Raw genomic sequence first — 21,051 nt, 5'->3', positions numbered from 1 at the left:
ACTTATCCACCCTGTCATAGCTATAAACCTGACACCGCCTGAACTAATGAGAAAACCGGGCTAAGCAATTACATCCCTTTCTCAGGCGAACTGACATGCCCATATGCAGATGCAGGAATCGGCTCTACATCGGAGGAGCCAGGGGTTTTCCACAGTAACTGCAAGGTGGCGGTGCCTTTTCGTTGAAAATACTCAATCACCACCGGGTACCAACCGGGATGATTGATCACAACCTGCGCCATCTCGGTCAATCGATCTGAGTGTTGTTTGGGATCGCTGAGCACCTGCACTCCGTCGAGTTGCATAATGATGCCATCGTTGGACATGGCCTGCAAGCTGTACTCCCCTGGCTCTGCAAACAACAGGTAGCCCTGCAAACGCATGCCGACTCCTTGTTTGGCACCGCTGGCAAAGACCTCTCCCCTGCCGAATGTATGATTAAGCTCAAGGATCGCTTCACCACGGAAAGAAGGATATTTTGCTGAAGACCCTTGCGGCAGTTTTTTCAGATCACGTTGAAAAAAATCCAGGTAATACAGAGGGAGCAGACCCGGCACGATTTTCTCTGCTACCCTTTGGTCGGGGGTTATGCCTGTGATCTTCACCAAGCTTTCTGCTGATGCTGCATTAGCAGCAAAACTGCTTTGAGTAAAAAACAGACACCAAACAATGAGCCAGATGCTCATCATGTTTTTTTTCTTGCATGCATCTACCATCATGTTTCCCCCTCTTCCACGGCATCCTGACTTTTCAAAAATGCCTGAACAATTTTAATTTCGCCATAGCTGACGTCATTGCCCAATGCTTCTTTCACTTCTCGAAACGTTCTCCCGCCTTCCAGCTGCAGTGCCTCTTCTATCTGCTCGCACTTATCCTCTGCAACCAATCTGTTGACCGCAATCTTTCCCTCTCCCACCCAAAAAGCCAGGTGCCCTTCTATGGTTGACCTAGTCAGGGAGCGTTTTTCGGCGATTTCCTTAATCGTTAACCCTTGCTCAAAAAGAGCCAGGGTCTGGTCTCTGGTCGTGCCCGACCGCTTCTCGGTTTTTATTGGCTCCGGCTTTGCAGGAAGAACAACCTCACTAATACCATGCTCCTTGCGATAGTCACTGATCAATGTGACCAGTTCTTCGCCGTATCGCTCTGCCAACTTGTTGCCAATCCCCTTGATTGCCTTCAAATCAGTGATGATAATCGGTAAGTGAACGGCAATCTGTACCAGGGTTTTTTGATGCAGAACCTGGTAGGCAGCTAATCCTTCTTCAGCTGCCTTCTGCGTCCGCCACTGCTTGAGTTTTTCGAACAACTCCGGATGTGCCACATCATTTTCCAAATAAAGCGATGCATCCTTCTGCTTTTTCCGGGGAGGAGCTTTTACAGCAGCCGTTGATATACTTCGCAGGTATTGCTGGGGAGAGAAACCATCCCGGCAGGCCTGTACAGCCGCCAATTTTTCAGCCCCGATGCTGTCCAATTGTTTCAGGATCTTGGTTACGCTTTTCTGAATTTCCTTACTATCCGTCTCAATACTTACCTGCTGAAAAGGGGTAACAAGCAGGGTGACAAGTTTTTCGTCAAAATAGCCCGACGCTTTATTGAGTCTTTCCAGGATGACCGGATCCTGTTCAGGCAGGCAGCCTTCCTGAAAAAAGCCTTCCAACTGGCGTTGAAAATTATCGCCAACAGTACAGATTTCATCCCATATTGGCTGACACATTCCCAGCACGTCTTCCGCACCCTTCACGACAATGCTTGTTCGAAATTTACCTACCATACTGACAAAACGATGCAGTACGGAACGTAGAGGTCGAAAATTGAAACACTCCAACAGCAGCCGCTGTTGATACCTGTTTTTTTCAACTTCCAGCTGCTGTTGCGTAGGCTGCTCTTCCCTTGCCTGCCGGACAAAATGTAATACTGCAGCATCGGTCTGTATATTTTTGGCACCAAGGGGCGAGCTGAGAACCACACCTTCCAGGGTCCGACAACGGCTCAACGCCACATAGACCTGGCCATGGGTAAAGGCGGCCTGAGCATCGATAATCGCTCTTTCAAAGCTAAGGCCCTGGCTCTTGTGGATGGTAATTGCCCAGGCAAGCCGCAGCGGATGCTGGCTGAAGGAGCCTTTCTTTTTTTCCCGGACCTCGCCCTCTTCTACATCCAGGGTATATTCGATATTTTCCCACACTGAAGGTTTAATAATAATCGGCTCCATATCGCCGGGGCACTGCACTGTTATTTCATCGTTATCCATCGCAACAATGCGACCGATCTTGCCGTTATAAAAACGTTTCTCAGGTGTTGGGTCGTTGCGGATAAACATCACCTGCGCATCCTTCTTTAAATCCAGGCTTGCAGCAGTGGGGAAGGAATGTTCTGGAAAATCCCCTTCGATTTCCGCAGTAAAAGAAGACGCTTTACCGGGTAATGTTTCCAGTCGAACTTCATTGATACGGTCAGCCTGTCGATTATGGGTACAGAGGGTAATATAGTCGTTGGCATCTGCTGTCTGGAAATCAGGCTGATACCGTTTATTCAATTCCTCCTGTGCTGCCGGATCGAGATTGTTGTCACGGACCTTATTCAGCAAATCAATAAAATGATCATCTGACTGGCGATATATTTTCTTCAATTCAATGGTGATAAATGCAGTGGAACGTAGGCTGTTACTGCTGAAAAAATAAGGTGATTCATAATATTGATCAAGAATGGTCCTATCGCTCTCCTTGACCACCGGAGCCAATTGCTGCAGATCGCCGATCGCCAGTAACTGTACCCCGCCAAATGGTGCTTCGTTACGACGGTAACGTCGCAATACAGCATCAACAGCATCCAGCATGTCAGCCCGCACCATGCTTATCTCATCGATAATCAACAGATCAAGACTCTTGATGATATTCTGTTTTTCTCGACTAAACCTATGCCTGCTGCTCTGGTTGTATCCTTCGCTGCCGGGCACGTACGGTCCAAAGGGGAGTTGAAAAAAAGAGTGAAGCGTGACCCCGCCGGCATTAATTGCCGCCACGCCTGTCGGTGCCGTAACGATCAGCCTTTTGGGGCAGGTTTGTTTAATATTTTTTAAAAAAGTCGTTTTACCTGTTCCAGCCTTACCGGTCAAAAAAAGGTTAGTCCCTGTAGACTGAACAAAGGCGTCGGCAAGCTCCAGCTCTAAATTACCACTTTTCATATTGTAAAATTATCTCCACTTGTACCACTATGGTTCTCAACCCGAATTTCTGATAAACATTTTATCATTTTTTGAAAAAAATAATAATTCCAGACTCAGCGTTCACTTTCCATGCATTGCGTGAGCCTTCGCCCCGGAAAGCCCCTTTCCCTTAAAGCCTACCCTACCAATATAACCTGTATTTTCACTTAACCATCTATGAGTGTGATGAACTTTTCACGGACTCATCACTTTTTAAACAGAAAAAATACTTTACGGCTCGGTTCACAATGAATAAATAGGGGATGAATCGTCAAAAAATCACATATTCCGATTAAGGAGTTGTCCGAAAACAAGTTGCACAGCTCCCTAAGCAGACACTGCCTACAATACACAACGTGCCGGACTTCACTTTACTCCATTTGCATTTAAACATAGTTAGTCGCTGACCGCGCTTGAAAAGGAAACCAGATCATGGGATCAGTCGTTACACAGCTTTACAGAAAAATAGATACCACCTTTGCCCACTGTTATAATGTGGAATCCACCCGGCCGATGTCAGATGACGAGTTGCACAAGCTACGCCTGATTCTCGCTGATGGCTTTCTCGTCGAAACAGTTTCCCTTGAGCCCGTGCTCAAAGGGGAGCGGGTTGTTGAAATCGGTCCCCGGCTTAACTTTGCTACTGCCTGGTCGTCAAATATGGTCTCCATATGTCAAGCGGTTGATCTTACCTGCGTTACCAGGGTCGAACGTTCCCGGCGATATGTGGTGCCCGAAGGAGAAGATCTGCAGCAATTTATTGATGCACACCATGACCGCATGACCGAGTGTGTTTATCCCGAGCCACTCAACACTTTTGAAACAGGCATCATGCCAGAGCCGGTGTATGAGATAGACCTGAAAAGTAAAGGCCCTGACGGACTGCTTGAAATACCAGGCATCTCCATGGATGAATGGGATCGTAACTTTTATTATGATTATTTTGTCACCAAGCATGACCGCAACCCGACCATTGTTGAAATAATGGACCTCAATAATGCCAACTCTGAGCATTCCCGGCACGGGTTTTTCAGGGGCAAACAAATTATTGACGGCGTTGAACAGGACAAGACACTCTTTGATATGGTCACCGACACCCTGGAAGCCAATCCCAAGGGCAGTATTATTGCGTTTAAGGATAACTCCAGTGTTATTACCGGTCATCCGGTTACAACGCTCCACCCACAGGTACCGGGAGAGCCATCACCCCTGACAGAGGTGAATGTTCGCTATCACCCGCTGCTCACCGCTGAAACCCATAATTTCCCCACCGGTGTGGCACCTTTTCCCGGCGCGGAAACCGGCACAGGAGGAAGGATTCGCGACGTTCAGGGGACAGGCAAAGGCGGCTTTGTCATGGCTGGAACTGCCGGCTACTGTGTAGCCAACCTCCATATCCCTGGCTACCCACTGGAGTGGGAACAGTCCTACCCCTGTCCGGACAACCTTGCCCCAGCCCTGGACATCGAAATAGAAGCCAGCAACGGGGCATCGGACTACGGAAATAAATTCGGAGAACCTCTCATCCAGGGATTCACCCGATCCTTTGACCTGCGGCTTGATGATGGTCAGCGCTGGGGTTTTCTGAAGCCGATCATGTTCACCGCCGGTGTTGGTCAGATCGATGACTGTCAGACAGAAAAAGATGAAGCCAGGCCGGGAATGCTGATCGTCCAGGTCGGCGGACCAGCCTACAGGGTCGGCTTTGGGGGCGGTGCGGCCTCGAGTATGCTCCAGGGAGAAAATGCCTCTGATCTGGATTTTGACGCTGTCCAGCGTGGTGATGCGGAAATGGAACAAAAGATGAACCGCGTGATCCGCGCCTGTAACGAGATGGGCGACAAAACCCTGATCGATGTTATTCACGATCAGGGAGCCGGCGGCCCGGCAAACGTGCTCAAGGAATTGGTTGAGCACTCCGGCGGCAAGGTCGATATTCGCAAAGTCCATGTTGGTGACCCCACCATGTCGGTGCTTGAAATCTATGTGGCCGAGTACCAGGAACGCACCGGTTTTTTGATCAGCCCGGAAAATATTGATCACTTTCAGCGGATTTGCGACCGGGAAAAGGTAGGTTGCGAAGTCCTGGGAGAAGTGACGGGAGATCTCCGCTTTGTTGTCCATGATTCGCAAGACAACACGACCCCGGTGGACATTGAGCTCAACGAACTCCTGGGCAATATCCCACAAAAAGAGTTTACCGATTCCCGCTACCAGCCTGCGTTGCAGCCACTCACCTTTCCGGAATCACTCACGGTTCGCGATGCCCTCCACAAGGTGCTCAGATTGGTATCCGTTGGTTCCAAGCGTTTTCTGACCAACAAGGTCGACCGTGCTGTTACCGGACTGATTGCCAGACAGCAGTGCTGCGGGCCTCTGCAGCTGCCTGTGAGTAATGTCGCGGTGGTTGCGCAAAGCCACTTTGGCCTGACCGGAATTGCCACTGCCATTGGCGAGCAGCCGATTAAGATGCTGGTTGATCCGGCTGCCGGAGCACGGATGGCGGTCGGTGAATCCTTAACCAACCTGGTGTGGGCACAGATCGATGACCCTGAGCAGATTAAATGCTCCGCCAACTGGATGTGGGCTCCCAAGCTTGAAGGAGAAGGTGCGGCCATGAATGATGCTGTCAAGGCCATGCGGGACGCCATGATAGCTGTCGGCATGGCGGTTGACGGCGGCAAGGACAGTCTTTCCATGGCAACCATGGTGGGTGACGAGATCGTTAAATCCCCGAGGGAACTGGTCATCTCTGCCTATGCTTCCATGAGCGATATCCGCCGAGTGATTACGCCGGACGTCAAACAGCCTGGAAGCACGTTGGTCCTGATTGATCTCTCCGGAAACCAGCAACGCCTTGGCGGCAGTTCGCTGGCCCAGGTCCTGGGTAGTGTTGGTAATGAAGTACCTGATATGGACGATCCGGCATTGGTCAAAAACGGGTTTGCGGCTATTCAGGAGTGCATTGACAAGGACCTCATTCTCTCCGGCCATGACCGGAGTGACGGCGGCTTGATTACCACAGTGCTGGAAATGGCCTTTGCCGGTAATTGCGGACTGCAGTTGGAACTGCCTGATACGACCTCGCCATTGGAACACCTTTTTAACGAAGAACTCGGTCTGGTGGTTGAATGCCCGGAGGCATCCCTGGCAAAGCTTATGGAGCTGTTAAACAAGAGAAATGTAGCGGCAACTGTCTTGGGGAAAACCACAGCAGACAAGACCATTACCATCTCTTGCAACAATGTAGCTGTCCTTGAGGAAAAAATGCAGCTGCTCCGGCAGTGGTGGGAGGAGACCAGTTATCAATTGGAACGGCTCCAGGTTAATCCGGATTGTGCGGACCAGGAAAAAGAAAACAGCTATGACCGTAAAGGCCCTATCTATACCCTGCCCTTTTCCCCTGCACCTACACCTGATGCGCTGCTCAGCAAGGCCAACAAACCCAAGGTAGCTATTCTCAGGGATGAGGGGTCAAACTCTGACCGAGAGATGAGTTCAGCTTTCTATGCCGCAGGATTTGAGCCATGGGATATTTGCATGAATGATCTGCTTGAAGGTCGTGTCACGTTGGATGATTTCCGTGGTTTGGCAGCTGTTGGCGGTTTTTCCTATGCCGATGTGCCGGAAAGTGCCAAGGGATGGGCAGCGACCATTCTCTTTAACGAACGGATGAAGGAACAATTTCAACAATTTTATGACCGCCCAGATACCTTTACCCTGGGGATCTGTAATGGTTGCCAGCTGTTTGCACTTCTGGGCTGGGTGCCCTTCCAGGGACTTGCTCCTGAAAACCAGCCACGTTTTATCCACAATACGTCAGGCAGGTTTGAATCACGCTGGACAACGGTCAAGGTGCTGCCAAGCAAGGCGATCATGCTCAAGGGGATGGAGGAACTTGTCTTTGGTATCCATGTGGATCATGGTGAAGGGCGGCTCCACTTCCCGGATCAGCAGGTTCTGGACAACGTTAAACAAGACAACCTGGTACCGGTGGTGTATGTCGATGATGCAGGGCAGGCAACCGAAGTGTATCCTTTCAATCCTAACGGGTCACCTGGTGGTTTTGGCGGCCTATGCTCCCCGGATGGCCGACACCTGGCAATGATGCCACACCCGGAACGAGTCTTTTTACCGTGGCAGGCCCATTGGCTGCCTGCGGAGATGAACGAGCTTCAGGTCTCTCCCTGGCTGCAGATGTTTCAAAATGCCTATGCCTGGTGCATGGAACATACTGAAAAATAAAAAAGGAATCGAATTGACTACGGACAGGCTGATTGGGTAGCCTGTCCGGCCTCTTCACTAACCCGGATTTCTCATCAATAAAGTTTTTCGCAGGGCAAGGCACAAGCCGCGCAGCAGGTAAGCGCAGACTCCGGTAGTAAACTACCGCAAGTGGTTTGTAACGCAGATCCTGCGGAAAAATCTATTGATGAGAAATCTGGGCTAAACGCTGCTGCAATTCGTTCCGGGTCGTGAGCAGCGTCTTCTCCCAAAACGGGCGCTGAGAAAGATCGGTGTGCTCTAGATACCTGTCCAACTCCTGCACACCTTGATCAACACGACCTGCTGCAGCAAGCGCCTCAGCCAGGTTGTTCATAGCGGCAGGGTTATCGTTATCACCCATGAGCAACTGCCGGTACAGTTTAATCGCCTCCAGGTAATGGTGCTGAGCCAACCGGACTGTTGCCAGACCAAAAAGGGCATCATCATAGGCAGGCCATCTGCTGAGCAGAGCCTGGTAACACTGAGCTGCAGGCTCGACTTTTCCGGCGCCCTCCAAACCGGCAGCTGCTGCCAGGTATTTTTCCCGATCAAGGGTCGCAGGCAATTGCCCCGGCTGCAACACCACCATGCCCCAGTACCCCGCCCTTTTCCATGTCCTTAAAAAGGTCGATTCGTTGATGAACAACCGTTTTTCGTCAGCTGATCGGAGGATGAGCGTATGTTCCATGCCGCCAACCACCACGGCATAATGATACATTCTCAAACCTGCACGACCATAATCCTGCAGGACAAGAACAGGTCGCCCGGCTTCAAGCTCGGCAATAAGACCAGCTAACGTCCCCTGTATTACATAGGGCAGGCGACCATACCGCCTTGTCGCTGCCATAAGCTCTGCCTGCAGGCTCCCCTTCCTTCCAGGCAGGTACACCTGGGAGGCAAGGGCATCGGGCGCCACGTCTATACGACTGGACTGAAGAACTGTGGCCAACGCAGCAGGGCCGCACTGGTATTTCTTTTGAGGGAAAAAAACGGTATCAACAAGCTCTATCGGCTTATTGAATAAAGGGGGGCCTATGCGAGAAGGATGGATCCCACATCCCGATACCACCAGGATGCAGATGAGACAAGCCCATTGCAACAGGCCCCGAAAAAGTATCATCTATATTTGTCACTATTCAGCAAAAATATTAAAACTATCACTCTACCTCAAACTGTAACTGGTTACCTATATTTTATTAAAAATATTGGTAACTCCAACCAGTTCCAGAATTAGCAGGACCAGGAAAACGGCACCGATAATCTCCAGCATACCACCGGCAGGAAGATCAGCAATATGCTGCTGTACCTGCAACAACTCTTCAGGAGTCATATGGGCAATCCTTGCGTCCACATCTGCCGGTTCCACACCCAGCTCAATGAACTGCGCACGAACGCTCTCCTGGTTCACGAATGCTTGAATCTGCTCACGTTCAGCACTATAGGACTGCCCGGCAAGGTAGCTCTCTGTGCCGATAATCTTTGCCTGGGCTGCAGGCAGCATGCTTGAACAGGTAATAAAAACGGCCAGGAAGGTATAAATAAAAAAGATGGTTGCTCGCTGCATATATGCTCCTTTTCCACTATTCCCTGCCTGGTGAAGAAATCATTTTCTTCCAGCCAGGGTAATTTTAGTAACAAACGCTCTCCACCCAATACGGGCAAATAGTCTCCAAATCTCAAGCGCATTACTATACATGGATGAGGCAAGGGAGCAAATATTTTCGTAAACTACAACTGAGGCTGCAACAAATGCCTGACGCCCAACAAGCAGCTTTATTACCCCTAAATTGGTGGTGCAATGGTAACCACTATACGCATATCAGTGATTGCCTTTACCCCGTGGGGTTCACTGATATCGCAAATCAACATATTTCCGGTTCTGGCCGGCATGGTCACATCACCATCAGCCAGAAATTCGCCTTCTCCTTCAATAACCATAATGCTGAGCTGCCCCTCAAGATCATGGGAGTGAATCGGAAAGAGTGCCCCTGCGACAAGATTAAAATTGAGAATCTTAAAGTGTTCCGAATCATGGAGCACTATGCTTTTCATGCCCATCGGGCTGAAGTCACGGGTGGTATCCAGATCGAGCTTTTTCATGGGAACGATCTCATGGTTGCATTGATGTAATTAAGTGCCATATGCAACAATTTATGCATTCTCATCGGAAGGTAAAGCAGCAAGTACTGCTGCGGCCTCACTATTGGAACCTAATAATAAGGCCAGACCCTTGGTGCTTTCATTGGCGGCCAAAGTAATTTTCAAGGCCATGGTCAGCGGCACGGACAGCAACATTCCAATGGGCCCAAGCACCCAGCCCCAGAATGCCATAGAGATAAAAATAACCAGGGTGGATAACCCGACCCCAGCACCCATAATGCGCGGCTCAAGCAGGTTACCAATCACCACATTGATAACCAGATACACGGAAGCTGTAGCCAGAGCCGGCCCGACACCGAGTTGTACCAAGGCGAGCAGGACCGGAGGTACAGCCGCAATAATGGATCCGATGGTCGGCACAAAATTAAGCAACAACGCAACCATGCCCCACATCACAGCAAAATCGACGCCAATGATCTGGAGGCTGACAGCGGCTAATATTCCAGTGCCAAGACTTGTCAAAGATTTAAGAAAGAGATAGCGGTTAACGCCTTTGCTGATGGCTCCATATTTTTCTAAAGCACCTTTACCGCCACCGGCAATGGCTTGAACCTTTGCCGGGATACCTGCTGCTTCCAACATGATGAACATGAAGGTGAGCAAAATCATAAAGGTATTTTTCATCATCCCGAGCAGATTGTTCAACATACCGCCGACAATCGCCATCAGTTTTCCAGGATTAAACTGGTCCATGATCATGTCATCGGTGATATCGATTCCAAACCCCTCCACCCAAACAATGCCCTCCCGGGCAATACTCTGCAGGCGGTCCTGATAATTGGGCAGTGCCTTGGAAAAATCTGCAAGCGATGAACCGATCAAGGTGGTCAGGCCCAGCTGGATGATGATCACCACCACAACAACCACAAATACCGACAGAGCGACGGGCACGTTTTTTTGTCGTAACCAAAAAAGAGGAGGAATACAGATGATGGCCAGAAAAATTGCCAGCAGAAAGGGAATTAAAAGCGATTTAGCCGACATGATGCCGGCGACAACAACCACAAAAGCTGCTAAATGAATGAGCATACGACCTCATTTTGTAAAAAAAAATGAACAAAACTCCTGCAGAATCTTTTCATCTCCTCCCACTATACCTTGCTTTGCTTCTGTCGACTACTAAGATAGGCCTGGATAATGCCGCTGAAGATGATCACAGCACAGCCTCCCATCTGCAGAGGAGAAAGTGTTTCGTTAAACAATACCCAACCAAAAATTACCACTGCCACAGGCTCTACATAGGCAAGGGTACCGAAAGTTGCCGCCGGCAGACGACTCAAGGCCATTACTGCGCAGAAAATAGCCAAAAAACCGGGGAGAAAGCCCGTGCCAATCATCCACAACCAATTAACGGGACTGATGGTAGGCGGATCCAACGCCAACAATGGCAACATAACTGCCGCTCCTGCCAGTAACTGGTAAAAGGTGCGCGTATAGACGTGGATATCCGTTTTGACAATTCTATTGAGTAAAATAAATGCCGCATAGGCAACCATGGAAACCAAACCGCATCCTATGCCAAGTAAGTGATCACTACCGCCTTGCATATCAATGGTGAACTCCATCATCATTGCAAACCCGAAAAGAGCGCTGCAGATAAGGAGCAGTCCACTCCAGCTTAATTTTTCCCCTAAAAACAGGTGGGCAAAAAGAGAAGCTGCGACCGGAGCGAGATACACCAGCATGATCGCATTAGCCATGGTGGTAAAGTTCATGGCCTGGACATAGAAAATAATGAACCCGGCCAACATCCCGCCATTGATTAACACCAGCCAGGAGGGCCATTGGCGCAGACATTGTACACGACCGATACAGAGTAAAAAGAGCCCCATGAAACCTGCACCGAAAAAAAGCCTACAAAATGTAACGGTTTCTGAAGAGAGACCGGTCAATTTGGAAAATATACCAATAGTGCCCATGAAAAGGGCGGAGAAAACGGCCGCAAGGATGCCCACTGTTTCCATTGCAATATACCTTTTATCAGCCCGGCAGAGCTGAAGTCTCTTTTTCCTGCTTAAACACTGTCCACAGCTGGGAAATCAGCATCCCGCCAAGCATGAGTATACAGCCGGTCAGTCCTCTGCCGGAAAGAAATTCATTGAGCAGCAACCACCCTCCCAAAGCGGCAAAAGGTGATTCCAGGCTCAAGATAATAGCGGCATTTGCGGGATGTGCTTTGCGTTGTACAACAACCTGCAGCGTATACCCTGCGCCCACAGAGATAACTCCGCCGTAAAATATTGGTACCCCTGCCTGAACAATGGAAGCAAGCGAAATCGTCTCTAGGGCGACAGCCACTCCAAGGCTCAGGAAACCGCAGACAAGAAACTGTACCATCGCCAACTTCACAGGCGAGGTTCGAGGAGAAAGATATCCCAACACCAGCACATGACATGCCCAGAACACAGCACCAATGGTTTCCAGAAGATCACCAAAGGCAATATGCAGGGTTCCCTGGATACTGAGCAGATAGAGCCCTGCCACCGCAAGCAAGGCACCGATCCAGGTTCCTGCGTTGGTCCGCTGTCCGAACAGGAGACCGATAATCGGAACAAAAACCACATACAAACCAGTAATAAACCCTGCTTTTCCGGCGGTTGTGTACTGGAGACCTACCTGCTGCAAGGTGGCTCCGGCAAATAAAAAGACACCGGCGATAAGCCCCGCCGTCCAGGCACTCATCTGCTGTTCCGTCAAAACCGGCTGCCTGCTTCTCCGCATTACAAGGGGCAACAGGCAACAAGCGCCAAGTATAAAGCGCAATCCATTAAAGGTATACGGGCCGACGTGGTCCATGCCCACGCGTTGAGCAACAAAGCCAAAACCCCAAATCAAGGCGACCAGCAACAACAGCAGGTCTGCATAAGGGCTGCTCTTTTCCCTTGGTTTAACCATTCTCAACTCTTTCAGCATTTTTTAATGAGTTACCGTTAATTAATGAGTTACCATGAATTCAAGGTAGCATTACGGCAGGTTCGGGTTTAATATATCAAAAAATATTTTTGGTCTCTTTTTGATAAGAGTTGAGACCCTATCTCTTTACGTATGAAAATGCAGTAAAAAATCAACTTCCTCGGAGTGTAACAATGATAAGGTTTATATCTACCCTTCTCCTGCCGACCATAGTGCTCCTCCTTTCGGGCTGTGGCGGAAAAGACGAAACTGCCTATTCAGGCAAAATCTATACTCCAACCGACAAAATTGCGACCGCTTTCCAGTATACGCAGGTTCCTCGTCCATGCAGGGTTTTTGCAGAAACTTTGGCAATGCTCCCTGCTAACCAGAGCGGCAAAGATATCCAAAATCTGGTTTTTAAGGAAGCCGGTGCAAAAGGAGCTGACCTGGTCCTCATTGGCCAATCCCGTAAAATGGAAGATGATGTGGAAAGCCAGTTTATTTATTACGGGCCGGAACAGGAATATCTCTGTGCGGAAAACTGGGACGGCTGGAAATATGGATACGATGAGTGGGAAGATCAGGGAGAGTGGGTTAATATCGGTCTCTCCGAATGGGGGAACAAAACCGTTTTCTTTGAAGATCCCCTTATGATGCAGGTCGCTTTTCTCCGCTGCCGATAACAGCCTACTTAGCGCGGGGCAGCATTTCCCGCGCGTCCAGTGCACCACAAGTGCCCTTTCAAGAAAACTGGACTTTATCGGGAACCGACCTCATAAAACCAGCAAGTTTCGATTCCAACGTGCAGTGCGTTACAGCAATAACTAGTTCAGATATACAGAATAGGATTCATTAACAGTTGCGTCCTGATTATAAGCCCGACAATAAATCATACTCTGAAGTTGAGCAATGCCTGATTAGTGGCCGAGCAAAACGCAATTGTTGATAAATCCTTGAGAACTGGACTGCGATAAGAGGGCAAGAACGTTTACGTTTGCGATGGGGATTGAATAAGGGGCGATGGAGACGGTGTAAGAAAAAAAATCAACCGTTTTTAGAATGATAAGCTGCATGCAAAACTACTGCCCCTTTTAGGCAATCTGGAAAGGAGGCAATATTTCCGATTTATTGTCGTCACCGCGAGGTTCCCTTTCTTTTGAGGGAAAATATGCCTCTAAAAGGGCGCACGTTCTCTGTGCAATTCGTATTAACTTTTCGAAAAACGTGAACCTATGGTGCCAGATACTCTCAGGAAGTATCTTAAAATGGTTCCGAAAACGCCTCAAGATAAACCATTTTTCCCTGTCCACATTCCGGGCCCCAAGAAAGGGCAACTCCCGTCAACCGTTGCATCATGTCCAGTACAGTTTCGGCTACCTGTTCAACATATACTGCATTGGGGGTTAGCAAGTACCTGATTAAACTGACACATTCCTTCTCTCCATTTCTCCCTCGATCAGGCTGAGGGTGAAACGGGCGTTAAGAGAACCTTAGCAACTGAAGAGATGCGACTGATATTAAATCGTTTTCAGTTCCCAAGCTATTTTATATAGTACTTACTGTTGGTGCTGCTTAGGACGAGGTATCCCATCATGTTGTAGACAAGCTGGGCAACTGTGAACGAATAACCATGGAAACCTGGAATCGGGGAGTACTCAACGACATCGAAACCGATACATATTCTACTGTTCATAATCTGCTGTATCAGCCACATTGCCTGGTACCAGGTTAGGCCACCAGGAACGGGCGTACCTGTAGCCGGCATAAGTGAACTGTCCAACCCGTCGATGTCAAAAGTGATGAACACCTTTTTAGGAAAATCAACGGGAAGTGAAAGTTCATGGCCTTTTTTCCAGATATCCTCGCTATCCAGAAAAGGTATTGAATGAACGAGACGATATTCCTGTTCTTCGCTGGAGTAACTTCGAGTGCCGAGTTGATAGATGGGTATGTTTTGCTCATGGATTCGACGCATAACACAGGCATGGCTGTGGGGAGAGCCTTCGTACGAATCTCGAAGGTCCGCGTGTGCATCAAACTGGATAACGCCGAAGTCGTCAAAACGGTCCACAAGAGCTGAAATAACACCATGTGTGACAGTATGCTCCCCCCCTAGGACAACCGGAATTTTATCCACTTGCAGTGTCGCATCAACACACTTTCTTATACGATTCAATACGTCTTCCACAGGCCCACTGCAGTCCACGGGTGAAGTGGTGTGGAAACCATGTTCCGCAGGAATGCATCCCTTGGTGAGAAGTTCAAGCTGGCATGATGCTTCAAGGATTGCATCCGGTCCACCGGCTGTGCCTGCCCCATAGGAGACAGAACGTTCGAAAGGTACCGGTATGACATGGAAGAGAGCATCCTCCGGAGCAGATGGTGGAACATCCTCACCATGGAAATAGAGTGATTTGAACTTTTTCATGCTATGCGGCTCCGGTAATCATCATAAGTGAAACGGCGAATAAGGCGCAAGGTGTTTTCCTTGCTGGAGCAGGTATAGATTGCGGGCAGTTCAACCCCGTTGAAGGTATTGTTCTTCACAAATGAGTAGAGAGCCATATCGGTGAGAACCAGCCGTTGCCCCGCATGAAGCGGCGTATCAAATGAATAGTCGCCGATAATATCACCGGCAAGACACGATATACCTCCCAGGCGATAGGTGTGACGCAGCTCCTTCTCTTTTGCGCTGTTGACGATATGAGGACGGTATGGCATGGCAAGAACATCCGGCATGTGTGCCTCAGCTGAAGAGTCGAGAATCGCGATGTTCATGTCTTTATGGATAGTATCTATCACACTGGTAATGAAAACTCCGCTGTTGAGCACCACTGCTTCACCCGGCTCGAGATAGACGGAGATGTTGCCATATCTTTTGCGAAAGTCTGCAATGGTATTGCAAAGCAGTTCCAGATCATAGTCACTACGTGTAATGTGGTGCCCTCCGCCGAAATTGATCCAGCGCATCCTGTTTATATATTTGCCGAATCGTTTCTCAAAACTTGCAAGAACGCGGACAAGGACATCTGCATCCTGTTCGCACAGTGCATGAAAATGCAGGCCGGATATGCCCGTAAGGTCAACACCGTCCAGATCTTCAAGGTTTAAACCAAACCTAGACCCTGGCAGGCAAGGGTTGTACAGATCCACTTCCACTTCTGCATGTCCGGGGTTGACGCGAAGGCCGACCTCTATAGGATGACTCGCTCTGGAGACAAGCTGTCTATGAGTACGCCACTGGCTGATGGAATTAAATATGATGTGATCCGAGTAGTGAACGACCCGCTCCATCTGGGCAGCAGTATAGGCTGGTGCGTAGGTATGAACCTCGCGGTTAAACTCCTCTCTTCCCAATTGAGCTTCGATCGGTCCACTTGCACAAACACCATGCAGGTATTCGCGAATAACCGGAAAAAGTGCCGGCAAAGCAAAGGCCTTCAGGGCAAGGAGAACCCTGGCTCCAGTCCGTTGTTGAACGTCAGCGAGAATGCGGCAGTTGCGCCGCACAGCATCCTCGCTGATGAGATAACATGGTGTTTCAACATGTTTAATTATTTCTTGAGGAAAATCAAACAGCGTTTGTGAGTCAGAAATATTCATTGCTCAGATTAGTCAGGCAATTCGCCGTTGAAATCGACCGACTGCCAGGGCAAACCGTTTTTGTTCAGTTCGTCCATGAATGGATCGGGATCAAGTTGCTCCACATTGAACACGCCCTCACCCTGCCATATTTTTTTGAGCATCAGCATAGCGCCGATCATGGCTGGAACACCGGTAGTATACGATACCGCCTGGGACTGCACTTCGGCAAAGGCTTCTGCGTGGTCGCAAACATTGTAGGTATAACGTTGCTTTTTCTGCCCGTTCTTTTCCCCTTTGAACACACAGCCTATAACCGTCTTGCCTGTATAGTTACTGCCAAGTGACCCAGGGTCTGGAAGCAGCGCCTTCAGGAAACGAATCGGAATGATTTTCCGCCCCTCAAATTCAACCTCGTCAATACGGGTCATCCCCACATTTTCAAGAACCTTCAGATGAGTAAGGTATGGCTGCCCGAAGGTCATCCAGAAACGGATGCGCTTGAGACCTTTGATGTGTTTGACCAGAGATTCCATCTCCTCATGATAAAGCAGGTAGCTTTCACGGGGACCTGCAACAGGGTAATCGAAGGTGAAATGTACACAGTCATCATCAAGAATTGGCGGGGTCTCAATCCATTCCCCCTCTTTCCAGTGCCGAACAACCTGGGTGACCTCTCGGATGTTGATTTCCGGGTTAAAATTGGTTGCAAAGGGATGACCGTGATCACCGGCATTGCAGTCAAGAATATCAATGGACTCTATGGTGTCGAACTCGTGCTTTTGAGCGTGGGCACAAAAAATGTTTGTAACGCCCGGATCAAACCCACAGCCGAGAAGAGCCATCAGCCCTTTCTCTTTGAATTTTTCCTTGTAGGCCCATTGCCAGCTGTATTCAAAATGAGCGGTATGTTCAGGTTCGTAGTTGGCAGTGTCAAGATAGTGGACGCCACATTCCAGGCAGGCATCCATTATGGTCAGGTCTTGATACGGCAAGGCAACGTTGATGATGAGTATAGGTTTAATTTTGCCGATAAGTTCTACCAGCTCTGGAACAGAATCGGCATCGACTTGTGCCGTATTTATCACAACTCCCGTTAACTGGTTTACTTCCTCTGCAATAGCCTCACATTTAGCTACAGTTCGACTGGCAAGCCATATATCAGTGAAAATATCGCTGTGCATTGCACATTTTTTTGCTACTACATTGCCGACACCGCCGGCTCCAATGATAAGTATTCGGGACATGTTGTCCTCCTTTATAAAAAACGTATCTTTACCGCTAGATATCAGTGGTGCTTTGTTTCTCAAAATAGGTATACCCTCGCAATCCTTCTTCAAAGTTTGCCAGAATCGATTTTCGTTCATGAGGGGAGACTAATCCGTTCTGTATGGCATCTTCTGCCTGGGCTTTAAGCCTGGTCCTGATGGCACGAATATCATACCCTACATAAGAGAGCACATCGGCCACGGAGTCTCCCTCAAGCTCAAGAATGAATTTATAGCTGCCGTCATCGTTGACATGGATTGACACCACGTTGGTATCTCCGAAAAGGTTGTGCAGATCACCCAAGGTTTCCTGATATGCCCCAACGAGGAAAACGCCCATATAATACTCTTCATCAGGTTTAAGCGGGTGGAGCATAATATTGCTTTTTTTCTCGATGATACCGGGAAAGCTGTCTATCTTGCCATCACAGTCGCAGGTAATATCTGAGATAATGGCCTGCCGAGAGGGTTTTTCAAGATGGCGATGCAACGGCATTGTCGGCAAGATCTGGTCAATAGCCCATACATCAGGCAATGACTGAAAAAGGCTGAAGTTGCCATAGTAGATATCGTAGATTAACCGATTCATCGTCTGCACATCTTTAGGGATGTGTGTAAGCTCTCTCGAAAATTCGGATATTTTTATCAGGATATGCTGGACGAGATTTTCTGCCTGTGCCCTTTCACGGATGGTTATATGCCCGTGCTTAAAGAGCTGCCTGGCTTGGCTGCGGTAAAACAGGGCATCGTTGCAGCATTCTTGAATGTCCTTGGCCGAGACCATGTTGTAGGTGGTCATCAGGTTTTCGAGCAAGTCGCTGTCCACATCCGGTAATGTGGCTGGGATTGGATGCGGCTCAAATGAACTGACATCCAATATATTAAAAATAAGGACAGAGTAGTAGGCGACAATAGCCCTGCCCGATTCGGTGATGATAGTCGGGTGCGGTATGTCGTTTTTATCGAGTACGGTAATGATCGATTCGACAATATCGCTGCAATACTCCTCCAAAGAATAGTTGCGGCTCGAATGTGAATCTGTGTTAGAACCGTCGTAATCCACCGCAAGGCCACCGCCAAGATCAAGGTAGCCCATGGGGGCCCCTTCTTTCACCAGTTCTTCATAAAGTCTGCAGGCCTCCATGGCGCCGGCACGGATATCCCTAATGTTAGGAATCTGGGACCCGATGTGGTAGTGGAGGAGCTGCAGGCAGTCGAGCATCTCTTCTTGCTTGAGCCGGTCTATGACATCGATAATGTGGCTCATGGTAAGACCGAAAACAGAGCTGTCTCCACCCGATTCTGCCCACTGGCCTTCTGCTTGTGTGGAAAGCTTGATGCGCAGGCCGAGTGTTGGGGTAATATTGTGGTATTTTGACCGCTCAATGATGAGGTCAACTTCTCCTGGGACTTCGATTACGAAAAACACCTGGTATCCCATTTTTACCGCAAACAAGCCGAGATCAATAAATTCTTCGTCTTTGTACCCATTGCAGATCAGGCAGGCGTTACGGTTTTTAAGCATGGAGATGGCAGCGATGAGCTCAGGTTTGCTGCCGGCTTCTAGACCGTGGTTGAAATTTTCCCCGAATTGACCAATCGCCTCAATGACCTGTTCCTGTTGGTTCACCTTGATTGGAAACACGCCCTTATAGACGCCGCGATAGTCATTTTCCCGAATAACCTTGCGAAAGGTTTCGTGAAGAAGCTTGATTTGGCTTCCGAGAATATTCTCGATTCGAAGCAGCACCGGCATGGACAGACCTCGCATTTCGATCTCTTGGGCGATCTCATACAAACTAATGCTTGGTCCGTTGTCGGCCCCACCAGGGGTGACCACAACATCTCCAGCTTCGTTGATTGAAAAATAATTGGCTCCCCACTTATCTATGCAGTAGTGCTTGGAAGCCTCTTGTGTTGACCAGCTCTTTGAGTGGAGAGTGTGGTTATTCATCTTGCAGTTCCTTGCTACTGTGAGAATTCTCTTCGGCGCCAGAGGAGTTATCATACTGGTTTTCAAGATCATTTACCAGTTCTTCGAAGCTAAATTGTATATCTTCAGGATCCTCATCTGCTGCTGCTTCAATTTCAGATAGTTTGACATCAGGGTTTAATGATGCACTCAATGGACTGGCTGCCATTACGATAAATTCACCCTGTTCCTCCGGCTGAACATCTACCCTTTGGGTTGAACGCCAGAGTGCAAAAATTGCGACCGTGCTTAACATCACACCCAGACTTCCATAAAAAGCCTGCGGGCCAAATATCTCCATAAAAAAGGCGGTAACAGGAGAGCCTATTGTAGCTCCCAACGCACTCAACAGCACTAGAGTCCCACTGGCGGCAACCATTTGGGTAGGTGTCAGGTAATCATTGGTGTAAACGCAGCATAGGGAATACAAAGGCATGGCCAATCCTCCAACAGTGGCAATAATTACATAGAGCAAAATGCCTCCTCCTGTAAAAGTCATAGCGACAAAGGATACTGCAGCTCCCCCCGTACAACTGAAAATAATTACCTTGATTGGTCCACAATGATCCGAAAGCCAGCCCAGTGGGTACTGGAAAAAGAATCCGCCAAAAATGAGTGTACCCATAAAAAGAGAAACATCCTTTACTGACAAACCAATGTCGGTGGCATACACAGCCCCCATACCAAAGAAGGTACCTATCGTCATTCCTGTGATAAACATGCCAAATGCCCCAAGCGGCGAGACCTGGTAAAGTTTTAAAATACCAACATGTTCAAGAATGCCGAATTGGGGCACACGTGCCGTCGATAACAGAATCGGAATCACAGCTAAACTGATCAGAAATGAGACCAGAACGAATAACTCAAAACCGGAAGGATGGAAAAGGTTTAATAACATTTGCCCACCTGCCATCCCACCAAGGGAGACGAGCATGTAGAAACTTAGCAATTTTCCTCGTGTTCCATTCTCGGCTGCTTCGTTAATCCAACTTTCTGTAACTATATAAGTGCCGGAATAGGCAAATCCTGTAACGAGACGCATTGTCCACCATATCCAGGGATCAACAAAAACGGCCTGTACAAGGATTGAAGTGGATGCAAGTGATGCCAGAGCAGCAAACGTGCGAATATGACCAACCTGGCCAATGAATTTGGGTACTATATTGCATCCAGCAATAAGGCCAAGGAAATAGCCGGACATTACAAAACCAGTAATGGTTGTCCCAAAACCCTCCAAAGAAGCACGCACCCCTAGAAGGGTTGCCTGTAATCCATTTCCCAGCATGATTAGTCCCATGCCTAAAAACAGTGCCCAGCAGTTGGAAATAACACTCAGCATTTAATATTCTTACCCTTTGAAGGCGTTGTTGGTGTTTTTGTTGAGGTGGTCATTAGTTATGAAATTTAGTTATGAAATTAAATTTGAGTGATTACCGGATTCAAACTACCTAAGCCTGAATGATATCAGCATCCTTCCGAGATGCGATGCTCCTCATCATTTCAAAGAAGACATCAAATGCTCTACTGCCAAGCCTGACGTATGCCCAATCGGTGTTGTGTCAGTAGCTATATTCTGTGGTGAATTGTAGTACTTGAAAGTTATTGCGGAATAATAGAAAAAGAGCAAGAAGCCGGAAGTAATTATAACCAGCTCATTGCCCTCTTTGATTTATTTACGTGTCTGTCTGACACTTAGTCGC

15 protein-coding genes are annotated in these 21,051 nt (G+C 48.6%); 2 read left to right on the top strand and 13 right to left on the bottom strand.

What is annotated here, in order from left to right; genetic code table 11:
• Nucleotides 1-68: 68 nt before the first annotated feature.
• Complete coding sequence (locus tag ACHZCY_RS12360) at nucleotides 69-719, bottom strand: PA14 domain-containing protein (protein ID WP_319549100.1); 651 nt, start codon at nucleotides 717-719, stop codon at nucleotides 69-71.
• Complete coding sequence (locus tag ACHZCY_RS12355; RefSeq protein ID WP_319549099.1) at nucleotides 716-3,187, bottom strand: helix-turn-helix domain-containing protein; 2,472 nt, start codon at nucleotides 3,185-3,187, stop codon at nucleotides 716-718. Before ACHZCY_RS12355 ends, ACHZCY_RS12360 begins: the two co-directional genes overlap by 4 nt.
• 453 nt (nucleotides 3,188-3,640) lie before the next feature.
• Between ACHZCY_RS12355 and purL the strand changes: the two genes are divergently transcribed.
• Nucleotides 3,641-7,453, top strand: a complete 3,813-nt coding sequence (gene purL / locus ACHZCY_RS12350; RefSeq protein ID WP_319549098.1) for a phosphoribosylformylglycinamidine synthase — start codon at nucleotides 3,641-3,643, stop codon at nucleotides 7,451-7,453.
• Nucleotides 7,454-7,634: 181 nt separating this feature from the next.
• On the opposite strand, the gene ACHZCY_RS12345 is transcribed toward purL, so the two are convergent.
• From ACHZCY_RS12345 to ACHZCY_RS12320, 6 genes are all read right to left on the bottom strand, one after another.
• A complete protein-coding gene (locus ACHZCY_RS12345; RefSeq protein WP_319549097.1) occupies nucleotides 7,635-8,594 on the bottom strand; it encodes a PA2778 family cysteine peptidase in 960 nt (319 codons plus the stop codon).
• Nucleotides 8,595-8,660: 66 nt separating this feature from the next.
• On the bottom strand, nucleotides 8,661-9,038 hold the full coding sequence (locus ACHZCY_RS12340; RefSeq protein WP_319549096.1) for a PA2779 family protein: 378 nt from the start codon (nucleotides 9,036-9,038) through the stop codon (nucleotides 8,661-8,663).
• A gap of 218 nt (nucleotides 9,039-9,256) precedes the next feature.
• Nucleotides 9,257-9,574: a cupin domain-containing protein gene (locus ACHZCY_RS12335; protein ID WP_205221675.1), complete on the bottom strand. Its 318-nt coding sequence runs from the start codon at nucleotides 9,572-9,574 to the stop codon at nucleotides 9,257-9,259.
• Between the two features lie 51 nt (nucleotides 9,575-9,625).
• Nucleotides 9,626-10,663, bottom strand: a complete 1,038-nt coding sequence (locus ACHZCY_RS12330; protein WP_319549095.1) for an AI-2E family transporter — start codon at nucleotides 10,661-10,663, stop codon at nucleotides 9,626-9,628.
• A gap of 62 nt (nucleotides 10,664-10,725) precedes the next feature.
• On the bottom strand, nucleotides 10,726-11,598 hold the full coding sequence (locus ACHZCY_RS12325; protein WP_319549094.1) for a DMT family transporter: 873 nt from the start codon (nucleotides 11,596-11,598) through the stop codon (nucleotides 10,726-10,728).
• Nucleotides 11,599-11,614: 16 nt separating this feature from the next.
• Nucleotides 11,615-12,529, bottom strand: coding sequence for a DMT family transporter (locus ACHZCY_RS12320; protein ID WP_205221678.1), 915 nt, complete (start codon nucleotides 12,527-12,529; stop codon nucleotides 11,615-11,617).
• Between the two features lie 191 nt (nucleotides 12,530-12,720).
• Here ACHZCY_RS12320 and ACHZCY_RS12315 point away from each other — a divergent pair, with 191 nt between their 5' ends.
• Entirely contained in the window at nucleotides 12,721-13,212 is a 492-nt protein-coding gene (locus ACHZCY_RS12315; RefSeq protein WP_319549093.1) for a hypothetical protein, read from the top strand.
• A gap of 857 nt (nucleotides 13,213-14,069) precedes the next feature.
• On the opposite strand, the gene speB is transcribed toward ACHZCY_RS12315, so the two are convergent.
• From speB to ACHZCY_RS12290, 5 genes are read right to left on the bottom strand one after another with little or no spacing between them, the layout of a single operon-like run.
• Nucleotides 14,070-14,957 carry an agmatinase gene (gene speB / locus ACHZCY_RS12310; protein WP_319549092.1) on the bottom strand — a complete coding sequence of 296 codons (888 nt, stop codon included), beginning with the start codon at nucleotides 14,955-14,957 and terminating at the stop codon, nucleotides 14,070-14,072.
• The gene (nspC, locus tag ACHZCY_RS12305; RefSeq protein WP_319549091.1) at nucleotides 14,954-16,132 is read right to left on the bottom strand and encodes a carboxynorspermidine decarboxylase; all 1,179 of its coding nucleotides are present in this window, start codon (nucleotides 16,130-16,132) and stop codon (nucleotides 14,954-14,956) included. The genes speB and nspC overlap by 4 nt, the downstream gene beginning before the upstream one ends.
• 8 nt (nucleotides 16,133-16,140) lie before the next feature.
• Nucleotides 16,141-17,358: a saccharopine dehydrogenase family protein gene (locus ACHZCY_RS12300; RefSeq protein WP_319549090.1), complete on the bottom strand. Its 1,218-nt coding sequence runs from the start codon at nucleotides 17,356-17,358 to the stop codon at nucleotides 16,141-16,143.
• A 34-nt stretch (nucleotides 17,359-17,392) separates the two neighbouring features.
• Nucleotides 17,393-19,333: a biosynthetic arginine decarboxylase gene (gene speA / locus ACHZCY_RS12295; RefSeq protein WP_205221683.1), complete on the bottom strand. Its 1,941-nt coding sequence runs from the start codon at nucleotides 19,331-19,333 to the stop codon at nucleotides 17,393-17,395.
• A complete protein-coding gene (locus ACHZCY_RS12290; protein WP_319549089.1) occupies nucleotides 19,326-20,690 on the bottom strand; it encodes an MFS transporter in 1,365 nt (454 codons plus the stop codon). The genes speA and ACHZCY_RS12290 overlap by 8 nt, the downstream gene beginning before the upstream one ends.
• Between the last annotated feature and the right edge of the window lie 361 nt (nucleotides 20,691-21,051).

Origin of the sequence: Desulfogranum marinum (assembly GCF_963675105.2) — a bacterium.
GTDB lineage: Bacteria > Desulfobacterota > Desulfobulbia > Desulfobulbales > Desulfobulbaceae > Desulfogranum > Desulfogranum marinum.
Note: the sequence above shows the minus strand (reverse complement) of the source record. Positions and strands in the feature narration are given on the sequence as shown.

Bases quoted from the DNA above. Each gene is read 5' to 3' on its own strand.
- ACHZCY_RS12360 (WP_319549100.1), bottom strand. From the start codon at position 719: ATGATGGTAGATGCATGCAAGAAAAAAAACATGATGAGCATCTGGCTC.
- ACHZCY_RS12355 (WP_319549099.1), bottom strand. From the start codon at position 3,187: ATGAAAAGTGGTAATTTAGAGCTGGAGCTTGCCGACGCCTTTGTTCAG.
- purL (WP_319549098.1), top strand. From the start codon at position 3,641: ATGGGATCAGTCGTTACACAGCTTTACAGAAAAATAGATACCACCTTT.
- ACHZCY_RS12345 (WP_319549097.1), bottom strand. From the start codon at position 8,594: ATGATACTTTTTCGGGGCCTGTTGCAATGGGCTTGTCTCATCTGCATC.
- ACHZCY_RS12340 (WP_319549096.1), bottom strand. From the start codon at position 9,038: ATGCAGCGAGCAACCATCTTTTTTATTTATACCTTCCTGGCCGTTTTT.
- ACHZCY_RS12335 (WP_205221675.1), bottom strand. From the start codon at position 9,574: ATGAAAAAGCTCGATCTGGATACCACCCGTGACTTCAGCCCGATGGGC.
- ACHZCY_RS12330 (WP_319549095.1), bottom strand. From the start codon at position 10,663: ATGCTCATTCATTTAGCAGCTTTTGTGGTTGTTGTCGCCGGCATCATG.
- ACHZCY_RS12325 (WP_319549094.1), bottom strand. From the start codon at position 11,598: ATGGAAACAGTGGGCATCCTTGCGGCCGTTTTCTCCGCCCTTTTCATG.
- ACHZCY_RS12320 (WP_205221678.1), bottom strand. From the start codon at position 12,529: ATGGTTAAACCAAGGGAAAAGAGCAGCCCTTATGCAGACCTGCTGTTG.
- ACHZCY_RS12315 (WP_319549093.1), top strand. From the start codon at position 12,721: ATGATAAGGTTTATATCTACCCTTCTCCTGCCGACCATAGTGCTCCTC.
- speB (WP_319549092.1), bottom strand. From the start codon at position 14,957: ATGAAAAAGTTCAAATCACTCTATTTCCATGGTGAGGATGTTCCACCA.
- nspC (WP_319549091.1), bottom strand. From the start codon at position 16,132: ATGAATATTTCTGACTCACAAACGCTGTTTGATTTTCCTCAAGAAATA.
- ACHZCY_RS12300 (WP_319549090.1), bottom strand. From the start codon at position 17,358: ATGTCCCGAATACTTATCATTGGAGCCGGCGGTGTCGGCAATGTAGTA.
- speA (WP_205221683.1), bottom strand. From the start codon at position 19,333: ATGAATAACCACACTCTCCACTCAAAGAGCTGGTCAACACAAGAGGCT.
- ACHZCY_RS12290 (WP_319549089.1), bottom strand. From the start codon at position 20,690: ATGCTGAGTGTTATTTCCAACTGCTGGGCACTGTTTTTAGGCATGGGA.